The 19,148-nt window shown below is 43.3% G+C and carries 14 protein-coding genes; 10 read left to right on the forward strand and 4 right to left on the reverse strand.

Translation table 11 applies throughout. From position 1 onward, the window contains the following. Positions 1 to 238: 238 nt before the first annotated feature. Positions 239 to 1,324, forward strand: coding sequence for a glutamine-hydrolyzing carbamoyl-phosphate synthase small subunit (gene carA, locus BC643_RS08475; protein ID WP_120272674.1), 1,086 nt, complete (start codon positions 239 to 241; stop codon positions 1,322 to 1,324). 45 nt (positions 1,325 to 1,369) lie between these two features. Continuing rightward, positions 1,370 to 4,609 carry a carbamoyl-phosphate synthase (glutamine-hydrolyzing) large subunit gene (gene carB / locus BC643_RS08480; protein ID WP_120272675.1) on the forward strand — a complete coding sequence of 1,080 codons (3,240 nt, stop codon included), beginning with the start codon at positions 1,370 to 1,372 and terminating at the stop codon, positions 4,607 to 4,609. Between the two features lie 71 nt (positions 4,610 to 4,680). Here the strand turns inward: carB and aqpZ are convergent, their stop codons facing one another. Further along, positions 4,681 to 5,367 carry an aquaporin Z gene (gene aqpZ / locus BC643_RS08485; RefSeq protein ID WP_120272676.1) on the reverse strand — a complete coding sequence of 229 codons (687 nt, stop codon included), beginning with the start codon at positions 5,365 to 5,367 and terminating at the stop codon, positions 4,681 to 4,683. A 245-nt stretch (positions 5,368 to 5,612) separates the two neighbouring features. Here aqpZ and BC643_RS08490 point away from each other — a divergent pair, with 245 nt between their 5' ends. The 5 genes from BC643_RS08490 (at position 5,613) to cysK (ending at position 10,974) form a co-directional block, all read left to right on the forward strand. Then, entirely contained in the window at positions 5,613 to 6,182 is a 570-nt protein-coding gene (locus tag BC643_RS08490; RefSeq protein ID WP_120272677.1) for a DUF502 domain-containing protein, read from the forward strand. 40 nt (positions 6,183 to 6,222) lie between these two features. Then, positions 6,223 to 7,275 (forward strand): TerC/Alx family metal homeostasis membrane protein, encoded by a 1,053-nt coding sequence (locus BC643_RS08495; protein ID WP_211338016.1) that lies wholly within the window; start codon positions 6,223 to 6,225, stop codon positions 7,273 to 7,275. Between the two features lie 276 nt (positions 7,276 to 7,551). Then, entirely contained in the window at positions 7,552 to 8,478 is a 927-nt protein-coding gene (locus BC643_RS08500; RefSeq protein WP_120272678.1) for an ABC transporter ATP-binding protein, read from the forward strand. A 2-nt stretch (positions 8,479 to 8,480) separates the two neighbouring features. Next, positions 8,481 to 9,827: an ABC transporter permease gene (locus BC643_RS08505; RefSeq protein WP_120272679.1), complete on the forward strand. Its 1,347-nt coding sequence runs from the start codon at positions 8,481 to 8,483 to the stop codon at positions 9,825 to 9,827. 235 nt (positions 9,828 to 10,062) lie between these two features. Further along, positions 10,063 to 10,974 (forward strand): cysteine synthase A, encoded by a 912-nt coding sequence (gene cysK, locus BC643_RS08510; protein WP_120272680.1) that lies wholly within the window; start codon positions 10,063 to 10,065, stop codon positions 10,972 to 10,974. A 93-nt stretch (positions 10,975 to 11,067) separates the two neighbouring features. Here the strand turns inward: cysK and BC643_RS08515 are convergent, their stop codons facing one another. Both BC643_RS08515 and BC643_RS08520 read right to left on the reverse strand, forming a co-directional pair. Further along, complete coding sequence (locus BC643_RS08515; protein ID WP_120272681.1) at positions 11,068 to 11,787, reverse strand: peptidase M48 Ste24p; 720 nt, start codon at positions 11,785 to 11,787, stop codon at positions 11,068 to 11,070. A gap of 1 nt (position 11,788) precedes the next feature. Next, positions 11,789 to 12,421, reverse strand: coding sequence for a hypothetical protein (locus BC643_RS08520; RefSeq protein ID WP_120272682.1), 633 nt, complete (start codon positions 12,419 to 12,421; stop codon positions 11,789 to 11,791). Positions 12,422 to 12,715: 294 nt separating this feature from the next. On the opposite strand from BC643_RS08520, the gene BC643_RS08530 reads away from it, so the two are divergent. From BC643_RS08530 to BC643_RS08540, 3 genes are all read left to right on the forward strand, one after another. Further along, a complete protein-coding gene (locus BC643_RS08530; protein ID WP_120272684.1) occupies positions 12,716 to 13,630 on the forward strand; it encodes a Ppx/GppA phosphatase family protein in 915 nt (304 codons plus the stop codon). Between the two features lie 30 nt (positions 13,631 to 13,660). After that, positions 13,661 to 14,824 carry a sigma-54-dependent transcriptional regulator gene (locus BC643_RS08535; RefSeq protein ID WP_120272685.1) on the forward strand — a complete coding sequence of 388 codons (1,164 nt, stop codon included), beginning with the start codon at positions 13,661 to 13,663 and terminating at the stop codon, positions 14,822 to 14,824. Positions 14,825 to 15,300: 476 nt separating this feature from the next. Then, positions 15,301 to 16,875 carry an ArnT family glycosyltransferase gene (locus BC643_RS08540; RefSeq protein ID WP_120272686.1) on the forward strand — a complete coding sequence of 525 codons (1,575 nt, stop codon included), beginning with the start codon at positions 15,301 to 15,303 and terminating at the stop codon, positions 16,873 to 16,875. Here the strand turns inward: BC643_RS08540 and BC643_RS08545 are convergent. Further along, the gene (locus BC643_RS08545; protein WP_120272687.1) at positions 16,872 to 19,139 is read right to left on the reverse strand and encodes a hypothetical protein; all 2,268 of its coding nucleotides are present in this window, start codon (positions 19,137 to 19,139) and stop codon (positions 16,872 to 16,874) included. The genes BC643_RS08540 and BC643_RS08545 overlap by 4 nt on opposite strands. Positions 19,140 to 19,148: the final 9 nt, after the last annotated feature.

A 19,148-nucleotide genomic window follows, 5' to 3' on the forward strand; every position in this document is an offset into this window, starting at 1 on the left:
GCAAATACACTGCAAATTTATTCATTATTTGTAAAAAACAAATTTTAATTCAGGAATTATTTCTATTTTTGTACCGGATTTAAAAAACGGGGTGTTAAGCCCTATATGAAAAAGCGATAGATTAATTTCTGAAAAAGTGAACAGAAAACATCAAAACAATAGAAAATATGCACAATGCGTTTGACCTACTTCCCGTAGACAGACGCATTTTTTTTAATCAATATAAGCGATCATAGAAATGACAGAGGCAAAAAAAGTCAGTTTGGTTTTAGAAGACGGAACCCGTTTCGAGGGCGTATCTTTCGGATATGAGAAGTCGGTTGCTGGCGAGGTAGTTTTTTACACTGCAATGACCGGTTATCCAGAAAGTTTAACAGATCCTTCATATACGGGACAGATCCTGGTATCTACCTTCCCGTTGATCGGGAACTACGGAGTACCTTCTGATGAACTCAAGAACAACATCAACGAGTTCTACGAGTCTAACAAAGTGCACATTAGTGGTCTAATCATCTCCGATTATTCTGCCGAGTACAGTCACTGGAATGCCATTAAAAGCCTTGGCGACTGGTTGAAAGAATCCAACGTTCCGGGGATTTACGGTATCGACACACGTGCATTGACCAAAATACTTCGCGTAAAAGGTTCCATGTTGGGCAAAATTGAATTTGAAGATGACGCAATTGAATTTTATGACCCGAATGCTGAAAACCTGGTAGCTGTAGCCAGCACAAAAGAAAAAGAAGTATACGGCGACGGAGAACACAAAGTGGTGTTGGTAGACTGTGGTGTGAAAAATAACATCATCCGCTGCCTGCTGAACCGCAATGCAACTGTGATCCGCGTGCCTTGGGACTACGATTTCACCCAGGAAGAATACGACGGCGTTTTCTTATCAAACGGACCTGGCGACCCTGCCAAATGCGGAACCACTGTTGAAAACATCCGCAAAGCTATCGCCATGGAAAAACCAATCATGGGTATCTGCCTGGGCAACCAATTGCTCGCCCGTGCTGCCGGAGCCGAAACTTACAAACTGAAATTCGGACACCGCAGCCACAACCAACCTGTATTACTAAACGGAACTGATCGCTGCTTTATCACCTCTCAAAACCACGGCTATGCCGTTGCTCCGGACTCCCTTCCTGCCGACTGGGAACCGATGTTTATCAATGTTAACGACGACACCAACGAAGGTATTCGCCACAAAACGAAACCTTTCTTCTCTACACAATTCCACCCGGAGGCCTGCAGTGGCCCGGTTGACACGGAATATCTGTTTGACGAATTCATCGAAAACATTGTAAAATTCAAAAAGGGCTAACAAAATATCTCAAACCAGAGAAAAAGGAGCACAAACATTAAAATTATGGTACGTTTAAACACAAGTATAAAGAAAGCAATTGTTCTGGGGTCGGGTGCCCTCAAAATTGGTGAAGCCGGCGAGTTCGACTACTCCGGTTCACAGGCACTGAAAGCCTTAAAAGAAGAAGGCGTTGAAACCATTCTGATTAACCCGAACATTGCCACAATCCAAACTTCGGAAGAAATTGCCGACAAAATTTATTTCCTTCCGGTTACGGCTTACTTTGTTGAGCAGGTCATCAAGAAAGAAAACCCGGATGGAATTTTGCTGGCATTCGGTGGTCAAACAGCACTGAACTGCGGTGTTGACTTATTCCGCCAGGGAATTCTCGAAAAATACAACATCCAGGTTGTAGGTACTCCGGTACAAAGTATCATCGACACCGAAGACCGCGAAATCTTTGCCGGCATCCTGAAAGAAATCGATGTACTGACACCACGCAGTATCGCCTGTACAAACATGGCCGAAGGTAGAGCAGCCGCTGAAAAACTGGGCTTCCCGATCATCGTCCGCGCAGCCTACACATTGGGTGGTTTAGGTAGCGGTTTCTGCAGTAACGAAAAAGAATTGGACAAACTGCTTGCAAGCGCATTCTCTTACTCTCCGCAGGTGTTGGTTGAGGAATCGCTTAAAGGGTGGAAAGAAGTTGAATACGAAGTTGTTCGTGACAAGTACGACAACTGTATCACTGTGTGTAACATGGAAAACTTCGACCCGCTAGGTATACACACAGGTGAGTCAATCGTTATTGCACCGTCTCAAACCCTTTCAAACTCAGAATACCACAAACTTCGTCAAATCGCTATTAAAATTATTCGCCGCATCGGTGTAGTTGGTGAGTGTAACGTACAGTTCACGCTCGATCCCCACTCGGAAGACTACCGTGTGATTGAGGTGAATGCCCGTCTGTCCCGTTCATCAGCCCTGGCGTCAAAAGCAACCGGCTATCCGCTGGCCTTTGTAGCAGCCAAATTAGGTTTGGGCTACGGTTTGCACGAGCTGAAAAACTCGGTTACCAAAGTAACCACAGCTTGTTTCGAGCCTGCACTGGACTACGTGGTTTGTAAAATTCCACGTTGGGACTTGAATAAATTCAGCGGCGTATCCAAAAACCTGGGTAGCTCCATGAAATCAGTTGGTGAGATCATGTCCATCGGCCGCAGCTTCGAGGAAGCCATCCAAAAAGGTATCCGGATGGTCGGCTTGGGCATGCACGGTTTCGTTGCTAACAAAGAAGAAATCACCATCGACGAGATTGATGAAGAATTGGTAAACCCGACTGACCGACGCATCTTCGCGATTGCAGCGGCCTTTGCGAAAGGTTACACCGTTGATCAAATCCACGAGAAAACAAAAATCGATCGTTGGTTCCTGCAAAAGCTGAAGAACATCGATACGCTGAAAAATACACTGAGCACCAAATCGACTATTGAAGAACTGGACGACACCTTGTTGTTGGATGCCAAAAAAGCCGGGTTCTCCGATTTCCAGATTGCTCGTTTGGTTTTGGACTGCCCGAACAAAGAAATCAACGACGGACTGTTGAAAGTTCGTGCTTACCGGAAAGCCAAAAACATCACCCCATTTGTGAAGCAAATTGACACATTGGCCGGTGAATACCCTGCTCAAACCAACTACCTGTATTTGACTTACCATGGAACAGAACATGATGTTGAATTCACGCAAGACGACAAATCAGTTGTTGTTTTGGGATCAGGTGCCTACCGAATCGGTAGCTCGGTTGAGTTCGACTGGTGTTCAGTGAACGCAATCAACACCATCCGCAAGGAAGGTCACCGCGCAATCATGATCAACTACAACCCGGAAACTGTAAGTACCGACTACGATACTTGCGACCGACTGTACTTTGACGAGCTGACTTTCGAGCGCGTAATGGACATCTATGAAATGGAGAATCCGAAAGGGGTAATCGTTTCGGTGGGTGGACAGATTCCGAACAACCTGGCGATGAAACTGTACAAGCAGGAAGTTCCAATCCTGGGTACTTCGGCTCTGAAAATTGACAACGCAGAAGACCGCAAAAAATTCAGCGCCCTGTTGGATGAAATCGGGGTTGACCAGCCTCGCTGGAGCGAACTGACCAGCATAGACGATATCTACAAGTTTATCGAAACTGTAGGCTATCCGGTGTTGATCCGTCCTTCGTATGTACTTTCAGGTGCTGCCATGAACGTGGTATCGAACCCGGATCAGCTGGAGCACTTCCTGCAAATGGCTGCTGATGTTTCGAAAGAACACCCGGTTGTAGTGACCGAGTTCATCGAGCAAGCTAAAGAAATTGAAATTGACGCCGTAGCCGATAAAGGTGAAATGGTTGCCTACGCAATCTCGGAACACGTTGAATTCGCCGGTGTACACTCCGGTGATGCCACCATCGTATTCCCACCGCAAAAACTTTATGTCGAAACGATCCGCCGCATCAAGAAGATTTCGCGCGAGATCGCCAAAGCTCTGGAGATTTCAGGTCCGTTCAACATGCAGTTCCTGGCAAAAGATAACGACATTAAAGTAATTGAGTGTAACCTGCGTGCTTCGCGAAGCTTCCCATTCGTTTCGAAAGTAATGAAGATCAACCTGATTGAAATTGCAACGAAAGTAATGATGGGCGCGCCTTACACCAAACCGGACAAATCGCTGTTCGAACTGGATTACGTAGGCGTGAAAGCACCGCAATTCTCCTTCCACCGTCTGTTGAATGCCGACCCTGTTTTGGGTGTCGACATGTCATCTACCGGGGAGGTGGCCTGTATCGGCGAAAACTTCTACGAAGCCATTCTGAAGTCGATGCTTTCAGTAGGATACAAATTCCCTGAAAAGAACGTGCTAATCTCTTCGGGCCAGGCCCGCTCGAAACTGGAATTGCTGAATAGCGCCCGCATGTTGCAGGATCGCGGATTCAACATTTACGCCACAGAAGGCACGCACCGCTTCCTGCGCGAAAATAAAGTAGACTCGACCATGTTGCACTGGCCGGACGAAGAAGATCTTCAGCCAAACACAATCGACTACCTGCGCGACAAAAAGATCGACCTGGTTGTGAATATCCCGAAAAACTATTCGAAACGGGAATTGAGCAACGGTTACAAAATCCGTCGTGCCTCAATCGACTACAACATTCCGTTGATTACAAACGCCCGCGTAGCAAGTGCATTTATCTACGCTGTTTGCAAATACAAAATTGACGATATCGCTATCAAAGCCTGGGAAGAATACAAATCGTAAATCATCCTGACTAAAAATAATAAACCCGCTTCCAATTCATGGAAGCGGGTTTTTCGCTATTATTTAACCCATTATTCATGTACCGGCGAAAGGTATTTATATACCAATCCTGCCAAAATCGCTCCAATTATGGGGGCCAGCCAGAACAACCAAAGTTGCCCCAAAGCCCAGTCGCCGACAAACAAAGCCTGGCTCGTACTACGAGCAGGGTTTACCGAAGTATTTGTCACCGGGATCGAAATCAAGTGAATCAAAGTCAAGGCCAAACCAATGGCGATGCCCGCAAAACCTGCAGGAGCTTTGGGATGTGTTGCACCAAGAATCACGATTAAGAAAATGAAGGTCATCACTACCTCGCACACGAAACCAGACAGCAAGCTGTAACCACCCGGAGAATGCTCACCATAGCCATTCGCGGCAAATCCACCCAATTCAAAACCCGGTTTCCCGCTTGCAATCGTATACAAAACAGCCGCCGCTGCAATACCACCTAAAACCTGGGCAATAATGTACGGGATCAGGTCTTTCCCGTCAAACCGACCGCCAATCCACAGCCCTACCGACACCGCCGGATTCAAGTGGCACCCGGAAATGTGTCCGATTGCATACGCCATTGTCAAAACTGTTAAACCAAACGCTAAAGCTACACCAGCAAAACCAATTCCCAATTCGGGGAAAGCGGCGGCTAACACGGCACTACCGCAACCACCCAGAACCAACCAAAAGGTTCCGATAAACTCGGCAACAAGTTTTTTCATGTTTAAATTTTTAAAGAGGATTAAGGAAATGATTCATAGAATAATATGAAAAGGTAAATATGAGATGAGATTCTTCAAATTACGACATCTATCTGACATATAAAAGATCCTGTACGTAAAACACGAAAATTAATTCGACAACAAACTCCCGAAAAATGATTTAAACATTACTTTTCAGTTTTTACAACAATTGATTAACTGTAGAATGAGTATTTTGCAGGCCCATTTATATCAAACATTTAGCTATGAAGCGGATTGTTACTTATTTCATGCAAGGCCTTGTTTTCGTGGCACCTCTGGCCATCACGATATACATTATTTTTGTGATTTTCGATTTCATTGACGGCCTGCTTCGCGACCTGCTCGCCTCGTGGACCGGTCATATTGTGCCAGGACTTGGCCTTTTGATTATCCTGGTTCTACTCACGCTGCTCGGTCTGCTGGGGGAATACATTGTCTTCAACCCTTTCAAGCGAATTTGGGAGCGTCTGCTTAACCGGGCTCCTCTACTAAAGGTGATCTACTCCTCATTGGTTGACTTGTTTTCGGCCTTCGTTGGCAAAGAAAAAAAGTTCAACAAACCGGTGCTCGTTTGTATTAACAAAGAGAACAAACTATGGAAAATCGGCTTCCTGACGCAAAAAAGCATGGAAGAACTGAACATGCCGGGCATGGTTGCCGTTTATTTCCCACACTCGTACAACTTCTCCGGCGAACTGTTTATGGTTGAAACATCTGCCGTTCAGAAATTGGACATGCCACCGGCCGAAGCGATGAAATTCGTGGTGTCGGGCGGTGTAACCCGGGTGAACTAAAAGGCTTATTTCGACCAGATAAACGAAACTAAATAGAAGAATGATTGCTCCGGAACTGTTACTCATGGCGGGTTTTCTCGTCCTTATTGTGGTTGTGTTGATGATCGACCTATTGTGGGTTGGTCGTAACTCGCATGTCGTATCGGCCAAAGAAGCGTTTATTTGGTCTGGCGTGTGGATTGGGCTTGCGTTGCTATTCTACCTGTTCCTGCATCAATGGGGACATTTGCTCCACGGAATCAACAGCCCGGAGAAACTGGCGGTGGTGCAGCAAAAATTTGCGCCCGGTCTGCGGTTTAAAACTTCCGGCTTCGAAAGTATGCTGCAGGAATACCGCAACTACATGTCGTTAACCTACATTACTGGTTATTTTATCGAAAAGACACTGTCGGTCGACAATATCTTTGTGATCCTGCTCATCCTGCGCGGCTTTTCTGTTCCGCTCGAGAACTACAAAACAGTTTTGTTCTGGGGTGTACTGGGAGCAGTAGTGCTCCGCTTCATTTTCATTTTTGCAGGTGCCGCTTTGATTCACCAGTTCGAATGGATTTTGCTGATTTTTGGCGGGTTCCTGGTCTTTCAAGGTGGAAAAATCCTCTTTCAAAGGGAAGAGGAAACCAAAGACCCGCATGATTACGCCATTGTCAGATATCTCTCGCGGCATTTCAACATTTCCAAGGAATACCACAGCAACAAATTTTGGCTGCGCCTGGATGGACGCCTATTCCTAACACCGCTATGCGTAGTCTTGGTGCTCATTGAATTCACCGACCTACTTTTTGCAATGGATTCCATACCCGCAGTATTCTCCATTTCACTCGATCCGTTTGTTGTGTTTTTCTCCAACATTTTTGCCATCATCGGGCTGCGCGCACTCTTCTTTTTAATTGCCAACATGGTCGACAAATTCCGTTTCCTCAACTATGGGGTCAGCATCCTGCTAATCTTCGTGGGGCTCAAACTATTGTTCCACACGCACCTCGACTCCATCGGTTTCAAACCGGCCTATTCACTTTTGTTTATCGGCTTGGTTTTAATTGGTAGCGTTTTATTGTCAGTCCTTATTAAACCCCGCGAAACCATGACTGATTAGGACGAAACTATTCAAAAAATACTAGTGAAACATGAATAAAGAGTAGCAACAAGTAGAAAGCCGCACGCTGCAAGATTACATAGGATTGTTTAGAGCTTGGGGCTTGGAACCCAAAACTCGAAACTCTAAACATGTCAACACTTCAACAATCCTCCTCTTACCTGTTTTTTCCGGCAATTGACCGATTGCTTTAGGCTGAAAGAATTCGTTTTCTTAAATTTGGATTTCATCATGAAAATTCTGTTTTCAAAATAGATTAAATTCAAACTCACACTTATGGAATTGTTCAAGGCAACAGAGGTTGTTAAAGACTATGCCGGTCACCGGGCACTTGATCATGTCAGCATCTCGGTCGAGGAAGGAACGGTTTTCGGGCTTTTAGGTCCGAACGGGGCAGGAAAAACAACCCTGATTCGAATCATCAACCAAATCACTGCTCCCGATTCAGGCGAAGTGTATTTTATGGGGCGAAAAACGAAGTCGACCGACATTCAATACATCGGCTACCTACCCGAAGAACGCGGACTTTATAAAAAAATGAAAGTCGGCGAACAGGCTTTGTACCTCGCTCAGTTGAAGGGGATGAAAAAACAAGATGCCTTGCGCAATCTCAAGAAGTGGTTCGAGAAGTTTGAAATACAACCGTGGTGGAACAAGAAAGTAGAAGAGCTTTCGAAAGGGATGGCGCAGAAAGTTCAATTCATTACAACAGTGATCCACGAGCCAAAGCTTCTAATTTTCGACGAACCCTTCAGCGGATTCGATCCCATCAATACGAAGCTTCTGAAAAATGAAATCCTCAACCTGAAAGAGCAAGGAGCAACAATCATCTTTTCAACCCATAACATGGCCTCTGTGGAAGAAGTTTGTGACCACATTGCTTTGATCAACAAATCGAAAAAAATTCTGGACGGCAATATTTACGATATCAAAGAACAATACAAGCTCGGCATTTACGAGATTGAAACGCCTGAGCTAACACCGGTGAATCCGCTTTTCGCGGGTAATGGATTTGAACTGCTGGAACAGGAAATTAAAGGCAACCGCCAGCGAATCATGTTCCGCAAAGCCGATGGAGAAAGCAACCGGGAGGTCCTGCAGAAATTAACCTCGAATTTGGAGATTTCTGCCTTCCGTGAAGTTATCCCGAGCATGAACGAAGTATTTATTCAAGTTGTAGAACAAGCCAACCAAACGAAATAGCCATGAACAAATCACTGCTCATTTTAAAGCGCGAATACCTCACCCGCGTTCGAAAAAAGTCATTTATTATTATGACTTTGTTGTTCCCTTTTTTAATGGCTGCGATGACGATTTTACCAGCCTGGCTTGCCATGCAGGATGATAAAGAAGAACGCACCATCGCCGTTTACGATGCTACCGGCATTTTCCTCGGACGGTTGGACGGAAACGAATACACCAAGTTTCATTATATGCCCGAAGAGGAATACCAAAAGGCAAAATCCGACATCAAGGGCAGTCCCTATTACGCCGTTCTGTTTATTCCCCCCAATATCCTGAGCTCAAACCGGGCACAGTTATTCTCGGACAAACAGGTTACCATTGATGTAAAATCGATGATAAACGACCGATTGGAAAAACTGATTGAAAGCGACAAAAAGCAGCGTGTTATCGACGAATCCGGAATCCCTGATTTAGAGCAACAATTGGCTGCAACTCACACCAACATCAAGCTCGACACCATTAAAGTGGGCGAAAACGGTGAGACCGCGAAGAGTTCGACCGAAATAGCAATGGGCTTGGGCTATTTGGCCGGATTCATTATTTACATGTTTGTATTAATGTACGGCATGATGGTTATGCGCGGGGTTATGGAAGAAAAAACAAACCGGATTGTTGAAGTCATCATTTCATCTGTAAAACCAATGCAGCTCATGTTTGGGAAGATTGTCGGCATTGGGTTGGTTGGCCTCACCCAGATTCTGTTCTGGCTTATCATCGGCACTGCAATCGTGACCGGAGCAAAAGCCTTTTCCGGCACCGGCCAGGTTCAAGCGATTGAAACGAGCCAAAACCTAATGACCACGCCTGGAATAACCGCAGCGCAGCCTATGCAGGCGGAACAGCAGAATGCAGTGATGCAGGCTTTCGACTCGCTCAGCAATTTAAACCTGCCACTCATCTTCGGAAGTTTTATTTTCTACTTTTTAGGCGGATTCCTGATCTATTCTTCAATCATGGGAGCTATTGGCTCGGCTGTCGATCAGGATGAAGACTCGCAGCAACTGATGTTCCCGGTTATGCTCCCGTTAATCTTCTCCATCGTTATTTTATTCCCGGTTGTCAAGAATCCGGAAGGAGCCCTTGCTTTTTGGGCGTCCATGGTACCATTCACCTCTCCTGTCATCATGATGGTGCGTGTTCCTTTTGGAATACCAACCTGGCAATTAATCCTATCAATGAGTATTTTAGCGGCATCAATCGTGGGAGTAATCTGGATTGCAGGCAAAATTTACAGAACCGGAATCTTAATGTACGGCAAAAAACCCAACTTTAAAGAAATTATTAAATGGCTGCGATATCGAAATTAATTTTTCAAAAACGTGACTATTCTCAGATTTTTTATTTATAATTGTTCCAGATAAGAAAACGACATGAATAAATACTTCTTCTATATGTGCATGTGTTGCTGTATGAAAATGCAAAAGGAGGAAGGTATGTGTCTGCTTCAATAGCGATTCTATTTAAACAATCATATAGAGCCTTCCCGAAACGGAAGGCTTTTTTTATGCTTCGAAATTTTAAAACCCTATAAAATTAAAACAAATGAAAGTTAACAACATCTTGGAAACCATCGGCAACTCGCCGCTAGTTCGTTTAAATCGTCTGTTCCCTGCAGACTATGAAGTATATGTAAAAGTTGAAAAAACAAACCCAGGAGGTAGCATCAAGGATCGTATCGCGTTGGAAATGGTTGAAGCAGCCGAACGCGACGGTATCTTGAAACCCGACACCTTGCTGGTTGAGCCAACTTCGGGAAACACCGGTATTGGCTTGGCGTTGGTAGCTGCAGTAAAAGGCTACAAACTGATTTTGGTGATGCCGGAATCAATGTCGATTGAAAGACGCCGCATTTTGACAGCCTACGGCGCTGAACTGGTTTTGACACCAAAAGAAAAAGGGATGAAAGGTGCCATTGCCAAAGCGGAAGAAATCGCAGCAGAAAACCCAAATTCATGGATTCCATCGCAATTTGACAATGCGGCCAATATCGAAGCTCACCGCAAAAACACGGCGAAAGAGATTTTGGCAGATCTTCCGGAAGGATTTGACTACCTGATTACCGGTGTTGGTACTGGCGGGCACATTTCAGGTGTTAGCGAAGTTGTAAAAGCAAAATTCCCGAACATTAAAACATTTGCAGTTGAACCGGAATCGTCTCCGGTTATCAGTGGTGGAGCACCTGGGCCTCACCCAATCCAGGGAATTGGCGCAGGTTTCATTCCGAAAAACCTGTTAACAGATTTACTGGACGGAACAATCCAGGTATCGAAAGATGAAGCTTTTGAATACGCCAAAAGAGCAGCAAAAGAAGAAGGTTTGTTTATCGGAATTTCTTCGGGTGCCTCCCTGGCCGCTATCGCGAAAAAACTCCAGGAACTTCCGAAAGGTTCAAAAATTGTCACTTTCAGCTACGATACCGGCGAACGCTACCTATCAGTTGAAGGACTATTTTAAACGAACATTTCAATATAAATATGGGAAACACCCTATTAAACCAGCTCTTTTACGGGCTGGTTTTTTTATTGAATTATTTCAATGCGAGTACTTCTATTTCTGTGGAAAAACTGTGTCTGATACTAAACTCTTCTTTGTTTTAATCGTCACCCGTAATTCATCTTGCACGTAAATCAAAAGCGCATACAAGAATAAGCTAACACCCAACATCTCGAAAAATTCTTCAAACGTATAAAGCACCGCATATAAAACATCAGAACCACCGCTATCTTCAACTTTACCCCCAATCATTTCAAAACCTATAGCTCCCGCAACATATATACCTCCTGAAATCCAAAATAACGTTCTAATACGTCCTGGAATAAACGGTAAAAACTTTATCAAATAAACTACACCTACAATCGACGCGATGATTCCAAAAGGGAGTACCCACGCATAATGAAAGAATCCTGTTAGGTTAAACTTCATTTGAATTAGCCCATTCACAACTTCGTGTATTTGAGCCGATTCGTCGATTGACATATACAGAAACCCGACAGCTAATCCAAACCAATACCTTTTCAGACGACTCTCTTGACTTTGATGTACAAAACCAATATAAAAAAGCAATAATGCCGTCAACAGCAACAACATACTAGAAAAGAAAGTAGGTACGTTTGACTCTTTATTGAAGTCAAATAACTTAATATATGAATGACTCCCATCTCCCGTTGAAACCTTCAACCAAACTACTATACAGTTTGCCACTAAAAGAATTACCATGATCGCCAACAACAAACGGAAAACACGAGTCGCTTTAATCTTTAATTTCATCTTATCTCTTTTCGTTTGTTTTCTGAATAATAAAATCAAATGCAGTTTGAACATAATAGCCTGTCCAACAAACTATACCTACCCACTTTGTTCCATCTTCTGCCAAAGTATGTAAATCTCCCTTTTCCCAAAAATAAGGTTGAAGTTCATCCGCTATTACAGAAGCACCTAACATGGAAAATGCTATCAGTAACATCCCGTAATGCGTATTTTGCACAATTTTTCTAAATAAAAAAAGATGTAAACTAACAACGCCTCCAAGTAACAATACAATCGATTTCTCCCCTCCACGTATCCACGTCCCGGAGTGCTCATGTATTAAAAATAAATCATCAAACATCAGATAAGCGCTAATAATTGCTACAACCAGAAAAAAATTTAGCAATTGTCGATCTGCTAATTTTAGAAGTAGCGACGAAGTAAAAAGACAAATCGCAGCAGTGACTCCCCACAAAAAAATCCCCAATGTAGAGATAGCCCCCGCATAAAAGGGCAAATTTCCCAATGTCGTTACATCCCTTGTAAAGAAAATCAAACGAATTCCCTCCAACCTTGACGCCGCTATTGCTAGTATTAAGACAAATAAAGCAGGCACGATTGCGTACAGATATCGAAAAAGTTGATGTTTTTTCAATGTGAAAGTATTTTAGTTATTAAACCAGTCAATATCGCATTTTGGAAAGTAATCTGTTTATCAAAAACAGAATCAGGTGTACCAGTTTGCTAAAGTTACAAATTTGAAATATAACATATACAACGAAACATTTATCTTAATGAAATATTTACAATTGTTTTGCAATCTTATTTTCACAGAATCGCAACCAGCTACTTTTTTTTCACAAAAACAAAGCTATAAATTCAGGCGCAACATCTTAAATTCAAACCAAAGCTTTCAGGGAATACTTTTACTTTTGAAGAAAAAAAGCAAATGAAGCTCGCAGTCATCGACCTCGGAACAAATACCTGCAATTTAGTTATCGCTGAAATAGACGGACAGAACTATCAAATCCTCCACCAGGGAAAAGTAGGAGTAAAACTGGGCAAAGGTGGAATTAACAAGAAAATGCTCACCGCCGAAGCGTTTGAGCGTGCTGTCTCTGCATTGAAAAAGCATCAGGAAACGATTGCCCGATTTGATGCACACAAAACGATCACCATCGCAACTTCTGCTGTGCGGGATGCCGATAACAAAGCTGAATTCACGCAAGCACTATTTGATGCAACAGGCTTGGAGCTTTCCGTTATCTCCGGAGAGGAAGAAGCGCGCTTGATTTTCGATGGCGTGACGCTGGCTTTGGACCAAATACCGGCCAACAGCCTGATTATGGATATCGGGGGTGGCAGTAATGAGTTTATTCAAACTGAATCTAACAGAGTATTCTGGAAAGAAAGTTTCCCACTGGGGATGGCCCGAGTTGTGGATGGATTTAAGATTTCGGATCCTATTCTACCATCTGAAATCATCGCTATTGAAAGCTGGTTCGCATCCGGTCTAGCAAATCTTTGGAATCAGTTTAACGGAAAACGGGCGACTCAACTCATCGGCTGCTCCGGCGCTTTCGACACGCTTGCCGACCTGATAGATGATACCGCCCCAGGAACAAAAGCCCGGATTACCCAGGATATCAGTCTAAATGAATTCAATTTAATCGCCGATATGATTATTCGTTCAACCAAATCAGAGCGAGAGAAACTTAAAGCAATGGAACCTTTGCGCGTCGAAATGATCGTACCTGCTTTCATCCTCATTCGCTTAGTTTTGCGAAAACTGAATATTTCAAAAATCACACAGACCGACTTCGCTCTTCGTGAAGGCGTTTTGAAGGAATGGATTAATCGTTAAATTTGTTCTAATACTGAAAATCGCACAGACATGTCAAAAATACTCGTAATCGACGACGAACGCAGCATTCGTAATACTTTAAAGGACATCCTTGAATATGAAAAATACCAGGTAGATCTCGCTGAAGAAGGAACTGCGGGACTGGAAATGATCAAAAAGAGTGAGTACGACATCATCTTGTGCGACATCAAAATGCCGGGAATGGACGGTATTGAAGTGTTGGAAAAAATTTCAGAATCTGGAATTGATACACCTGTTGTGATGATTTCCGGACACGGAAACATTGACACGGCAGTGGAGTCGATCAAGAAAGGTGCTTTCGACTTCATTGAAAAACCACTGGATTTAAATCGCTTACTCATTACCATTCGTAATGCCATGGATAAATCAAACCTGATTACCGAGACGAAGGTGCTGAAAAAGAAAGTTAGCAAGAAATATGAGATTGTGGGTGAATCCGAAGCTATTCGAAAAATTACCGACATGGCCGACCGTGTTGCCCCAACGGAAGCACGCGTGTTAATTACAGGCTCAAACGGCACAGGCAAAGAACTCATTGCCCGCCGCTTACACGAGAAAAGTAACCGTGCGGCCCAGCCGTTCGTCGAAGTTAACTGCGCGGCCATTCCGTCTGAGTTAATTGAAAGTGAATTGTTCGGGCACGAGAAAGGCGCATTCACCTCTGCCTTAAAACAACGAAAAGGAAAATTTGAGCAAGCCGATGGCGGAACGCTGTTTCTTGATGAAATAGGCGATATGAGCCTCTCTGCCCAAGCAAAAGTTTTGCGAGCACTTCAGGAAAACATTGTTACCCGAGTTGGAGGCGACAAACCGACCAAAGTGGATGTACGCGTTATCGCGGCTACCAATAAAAACCTGAGCGATGAAATTGAAAAAGGGAATTTCAGAGAAGACTTATACCATCGTTTGAGCGTGATCTTGATAAAAGTACCTGCACTAAATGAACGTCCAGACGACATTCCGCTGTTAGCCAATCACTTTATTGAGCAAATTTGCGGTGAATACGGCATGCCGCAAAAAACGATTACCGAAGATGCGATTGAAAAGCTACAAGAGATGCGGTGGACCGGTAATATCCGCGAATTCAGAAACGTCATTGAACGACTGATTATTCTTTGCGACAAAACAATTTCCGGAGCCGACGTTGATGCATTTGCCGCACCTTTAAAATAAATCGCAAAATCCACATTCCTACAACAGTCATATTTTCAACACATTCAGAAATATTTTGCCTAAAAAATGCCCTATTCCTAAATAAATGTGAATGAATTTTAAACCAGACTAAAACATCTTTAGATTTTTGTTGTTTAGTATGACATAAAAGTTTGACGTTCTTTCACAAAAGATATTTAAAAGGTTAACCTCTGAGTGCGGTAAGTTTATTTGTTGTTGTCATGGCGTATTTTTTTAACATCTAATTCGGGTAGCGTGCCCGAAGTACTGACCGTTATTCAGAGGTTTTTTTTGTTTTTCTTTGCAGCCCTCTGCAATAAAAAGATCGAATATCTTCGATAAATCTGACTCTTGCGAATTCTTCGACTAAATAGCTTTAGAACTACTAAAAATTACATTATAATTTTAATAATTTAGGCAACTAATCGAATTGCATCCCATCCATTTCCGTGTGCAACATATCGACCAAATCGCTTATGAAAAACTGTAGTTCCTCCAGCTTGTTTCTGTATCTTTTTATAGGGATTTTTGTGGTGGTGTTTTTTTTCATGGGCTACCATCGGATATGGGATGCCGGTCCTCAATCAATTCATGCTTGGCGACAAAGTGACAGTTACGCTCAGGCATTGACTTTTTATCACGAGGATTTGTCGCTTTGGGAACCTCACTTGCTTTTTACGGGCGAAAACGGAGATCGACAGGCAATTAGCGAATTCCCTATTTTGTATTGGTTAACGGCTAAAATATGGAAAATAACCGGACCTCACCCAGCAGTTCTTCGCCTCATTGATCTGCTGCTACTTTGGTTAGGTCTGTTTTTTCTTGCCCGACTAATATATGAGATGACAAATGACTGGTATTGGTCGTCATTTACAGCACTCTTAACTTTTAGTTCTCCGGTTTTAGGTTATTATTCATTCAACTTTATACCAAACGTTCCAGCTTTCGGCCTCTCCCTAATCGGCTTGTACTTTCTTTTTCGCTTTCACCGCTACGACGAAAACACAGACCTTGCCATAGCCACTGCACTGTACATTTTAGCAAGCCTGATTAAGGTTACCGCTTTGTTTTCACTGCTTGCACTTTCAGGCTCGCTCATTTTGGTTTACTCTCGTCCAAAGACAGCAAACCGGAGGAAAATATTAAAAATCGTAGCTTCTCTTTTTATCGTGCTTGCCGTTTACCTCGTCTGGAACCGCTATGCACATTCGTACAACCAACAGCACTTAAACGGCTTGTTTAATCAGTCAATCATTCCAATTTGGGAACTAATCCCATCACAAATCTCGGAAATAGCCAATAAAGCGTACCACCATATCTTACCACAATATTTTTACCCACCAGCCTATTACATCATCATTCTGCTTTTTGTCTTTCTTGCTTTTAATTTTAAAAAGATCGACAAAGTCTGGATAAATGCAACCTTGCTGCTATTTGCAGGAATTGGATTATTCAAAATTCTCTTTTTTCAGGGGTTGGATGAACATGATTACTTTCTGACAAATACCCTGATGTTCATCCCTTTTGTATCGATCTGTATGTTTGATTTCTTTCGGAAAAAGAAACTCAATTTAAACTCGCCATACATCAAGATCCCGGCGTCTTTCATGCTGATTTTCCTGCTGAATTACAGCATGATTGTTACACGTTCACATTACAATCCGCATCAAAAAGCAGTAACCCGGAACATTCATCTTTCAAAAGCCAAACAAGACTATTGGGCCTACGTTTACTGGACCTTGGAACTACAGGACTTTCAGTATCGGGGAATTAACGATTATATGCGTGAGATTGGAATCACCTACAACGATTTGGTTATCTCGCTGGGAGACTATTCTCCTAACCGCACTTTGTGCTGGATGGAAACGAAGGGTTTTACAGACTATTATTCCTCGCACTTACCACTCCCCGAGCGAATTGAAAAATTAAAAGCGATGGGAGCCAAATATCTTGTTTACAATGAAAACGACAAAATAGATTTAACGAATGTCGATCTCGGACCACAAATTGGCCAATACAACAAAATTCAAATTTACCGGATCGCACGCTAGATCGGAGCCTTAAGCGGACGGTTATCCAGCCAACGATCGGAACCAATTGTCTGCAATACATGGGTATCGTCTCGCCGGATCATAACTTGATCGAAAATATATAATTTCCGGGGCAACACCGTGTTGCGAACTGAGATCTTCAGCGGCGGAGCATCGCGAAGGAGTTTAATCGGAATCTCAAACAACGCGCGGTCGCCATCCAAAGCTTTCAGATAATGCGGAATATCATCATAAGTATAGCCGATTGTTTTCGCTTCCTCGTCTTTTTGAAAATGCTCAACGACGAAGCGAACGGCTCCATCATCGGAGTAGTGGCGCAACCATAACGACAGCAAATACTGGTCGCCCTCCTTCCCTTCGGTAATCGTTTCATCCAGCAAGGTATTCCATTCGACTGACCTTATCGGCATTGGTATTGTCGTGGAAAAAAAGTACGCTGAGGTATCGGTTGACAAACTTGTCCCCTTGCCTGTGAATTGAAGTGAATCGAGTAACGACTTCTGATGATCGGCGTACCGTTTGGGAAAAACAGCAATACTATCCGGCGATAACGAATAGAGTTCAAAGTCGGGGCCTGAACACAAGTAAAGCGCCCCATCCAACAAACGTTGATCCGAATGCCCCGGATTAAAATCATTGGATTTCATCACTAGAAAATCCCTTCGATCCGATAAATCATCAACAAATTCGATTCGATTTAGCGGCTCCAGAAAAAGATTATAATTTCGAAAAGTTTGCGCAATAGAAGTCCTTCCCATCATCACGGCAGTCGTTGGTAATCCGGTTTTTAACGAAACCAAGAAACAGTTCTTCAGCGCATCATCGCCTTGCTGAATCCAAATATTCTCAGAACCAACGTGAAAATAAGGTAACGGAATGATTGCCTGATATTTTTGCACATCAATTTTTTCTACCCAGGCATTTTCATCCTCCTTATTTTGTTGATCTGCCAAAGCCGGAAACTTATTCTGAAGGTGTGGCGAAAGTTGATGACTTTGATACCACGCCTCAACATGCAACAATAAAAGCGCAGCCCAAATGAGAACTGTTTTCACCTTGGAAGACCGACCATTGTCGCTCCACCTCCACAAAATGGTAAATACCAAGATATTAATCACATAATAAAAAAGCCATGAGAAACGTGCTAATGCCCTCAATTGTTTTAGTGGCCCCAGGTACTCGACGATACTCTCCAAACCAGCTTTGAATGGCAATCCGAATGAAAGCAACAACGCCGCAATTCCGGCTAAAACCCAGAACGCCAAAACCCGGTCCTTTTCATTGATTTCAATCCTATGCCGTCGTAACAATTTGCCTACTCCTATCGCAATTCCAGTCAGCGTTCCTATCGTTGCAACTCCGCCAATATAAGCCCAGGATTCCCAGTCCAAATGTCGAAAAACGCCAATGTAGGCAGGAACCCACTCCCATGGTTTTCCATGTGGTAAGAAAACACTGACCGGATGTGCCAGGTAAACCAAGAAACCGTAAGGATGAGAAGGTCTGTCATTCACAAAATCCTGAGAATGGAGCAAAAACAATAAAAGAAATACCGGTAAAACATATTGAATTCCCAAGTGCGCGAATGCATTCCAAAGCGACCGTTTCGAAAATCCATCTTCGCCCCACAATCCCAACCAAAAGAACATCATCAACAGCGCAAAAAAACCGGCAAAATACATGTGCATCATACTCGCCGTAAAAACGACGATACCAATCTGCAGGCTGATTTGAAAACTTCGGGTTTGTACAAATCGATTCAATAAATAGAGAATTGCTGGAATCCATAAAATGTACGACAGCGTAAAATGCCCGGCCAACCGGTCAATCTGCGGCGAAAGAAAACAAACTCCAACCGCGACAATGGCCGAATACCACCAAGGTAATTTCAAGTCGAAAAACAGCAAGAAAAGAAAAAACGCCCCCAGTACGATCCCTGCTAACATCGACAGATTAATAATTCCAACCAGCTGACCTCGAAGATCGACCCCGTGCTTTGCCAGAAATTTGATTGGGTTAACCAGGGGATACAAATTATCGGTGAAAATAACCGACTCGCCAACAGGATAGTTCATTCCTTCGAAGTGCACATAAGTTGAATCGAAACTGGCGTGATACAGCGCTCCGTAGTACGATTTAAAGCCGTCACCCGAAGACGAAAAGTAATACTGATTCGGTGATTGAATTAACTTACCAAAATGAGCGAAGAGCAGAAGCAAGCTCAAGCCAAGTGTCAGCATTATTCCTTTCAGTTGATTATTCAAGGTGTTGTC

Source organism: Mangrovibacterium diazotrophicum (genome assembly GCF_003610535.1).
GTDB lineage: Bacteria > Bacteroidota > Bacteroidia > Bacteroidales > Prolixibacteraceae > Mangrovibacterium > Mangrovibacterium diazotrophicum.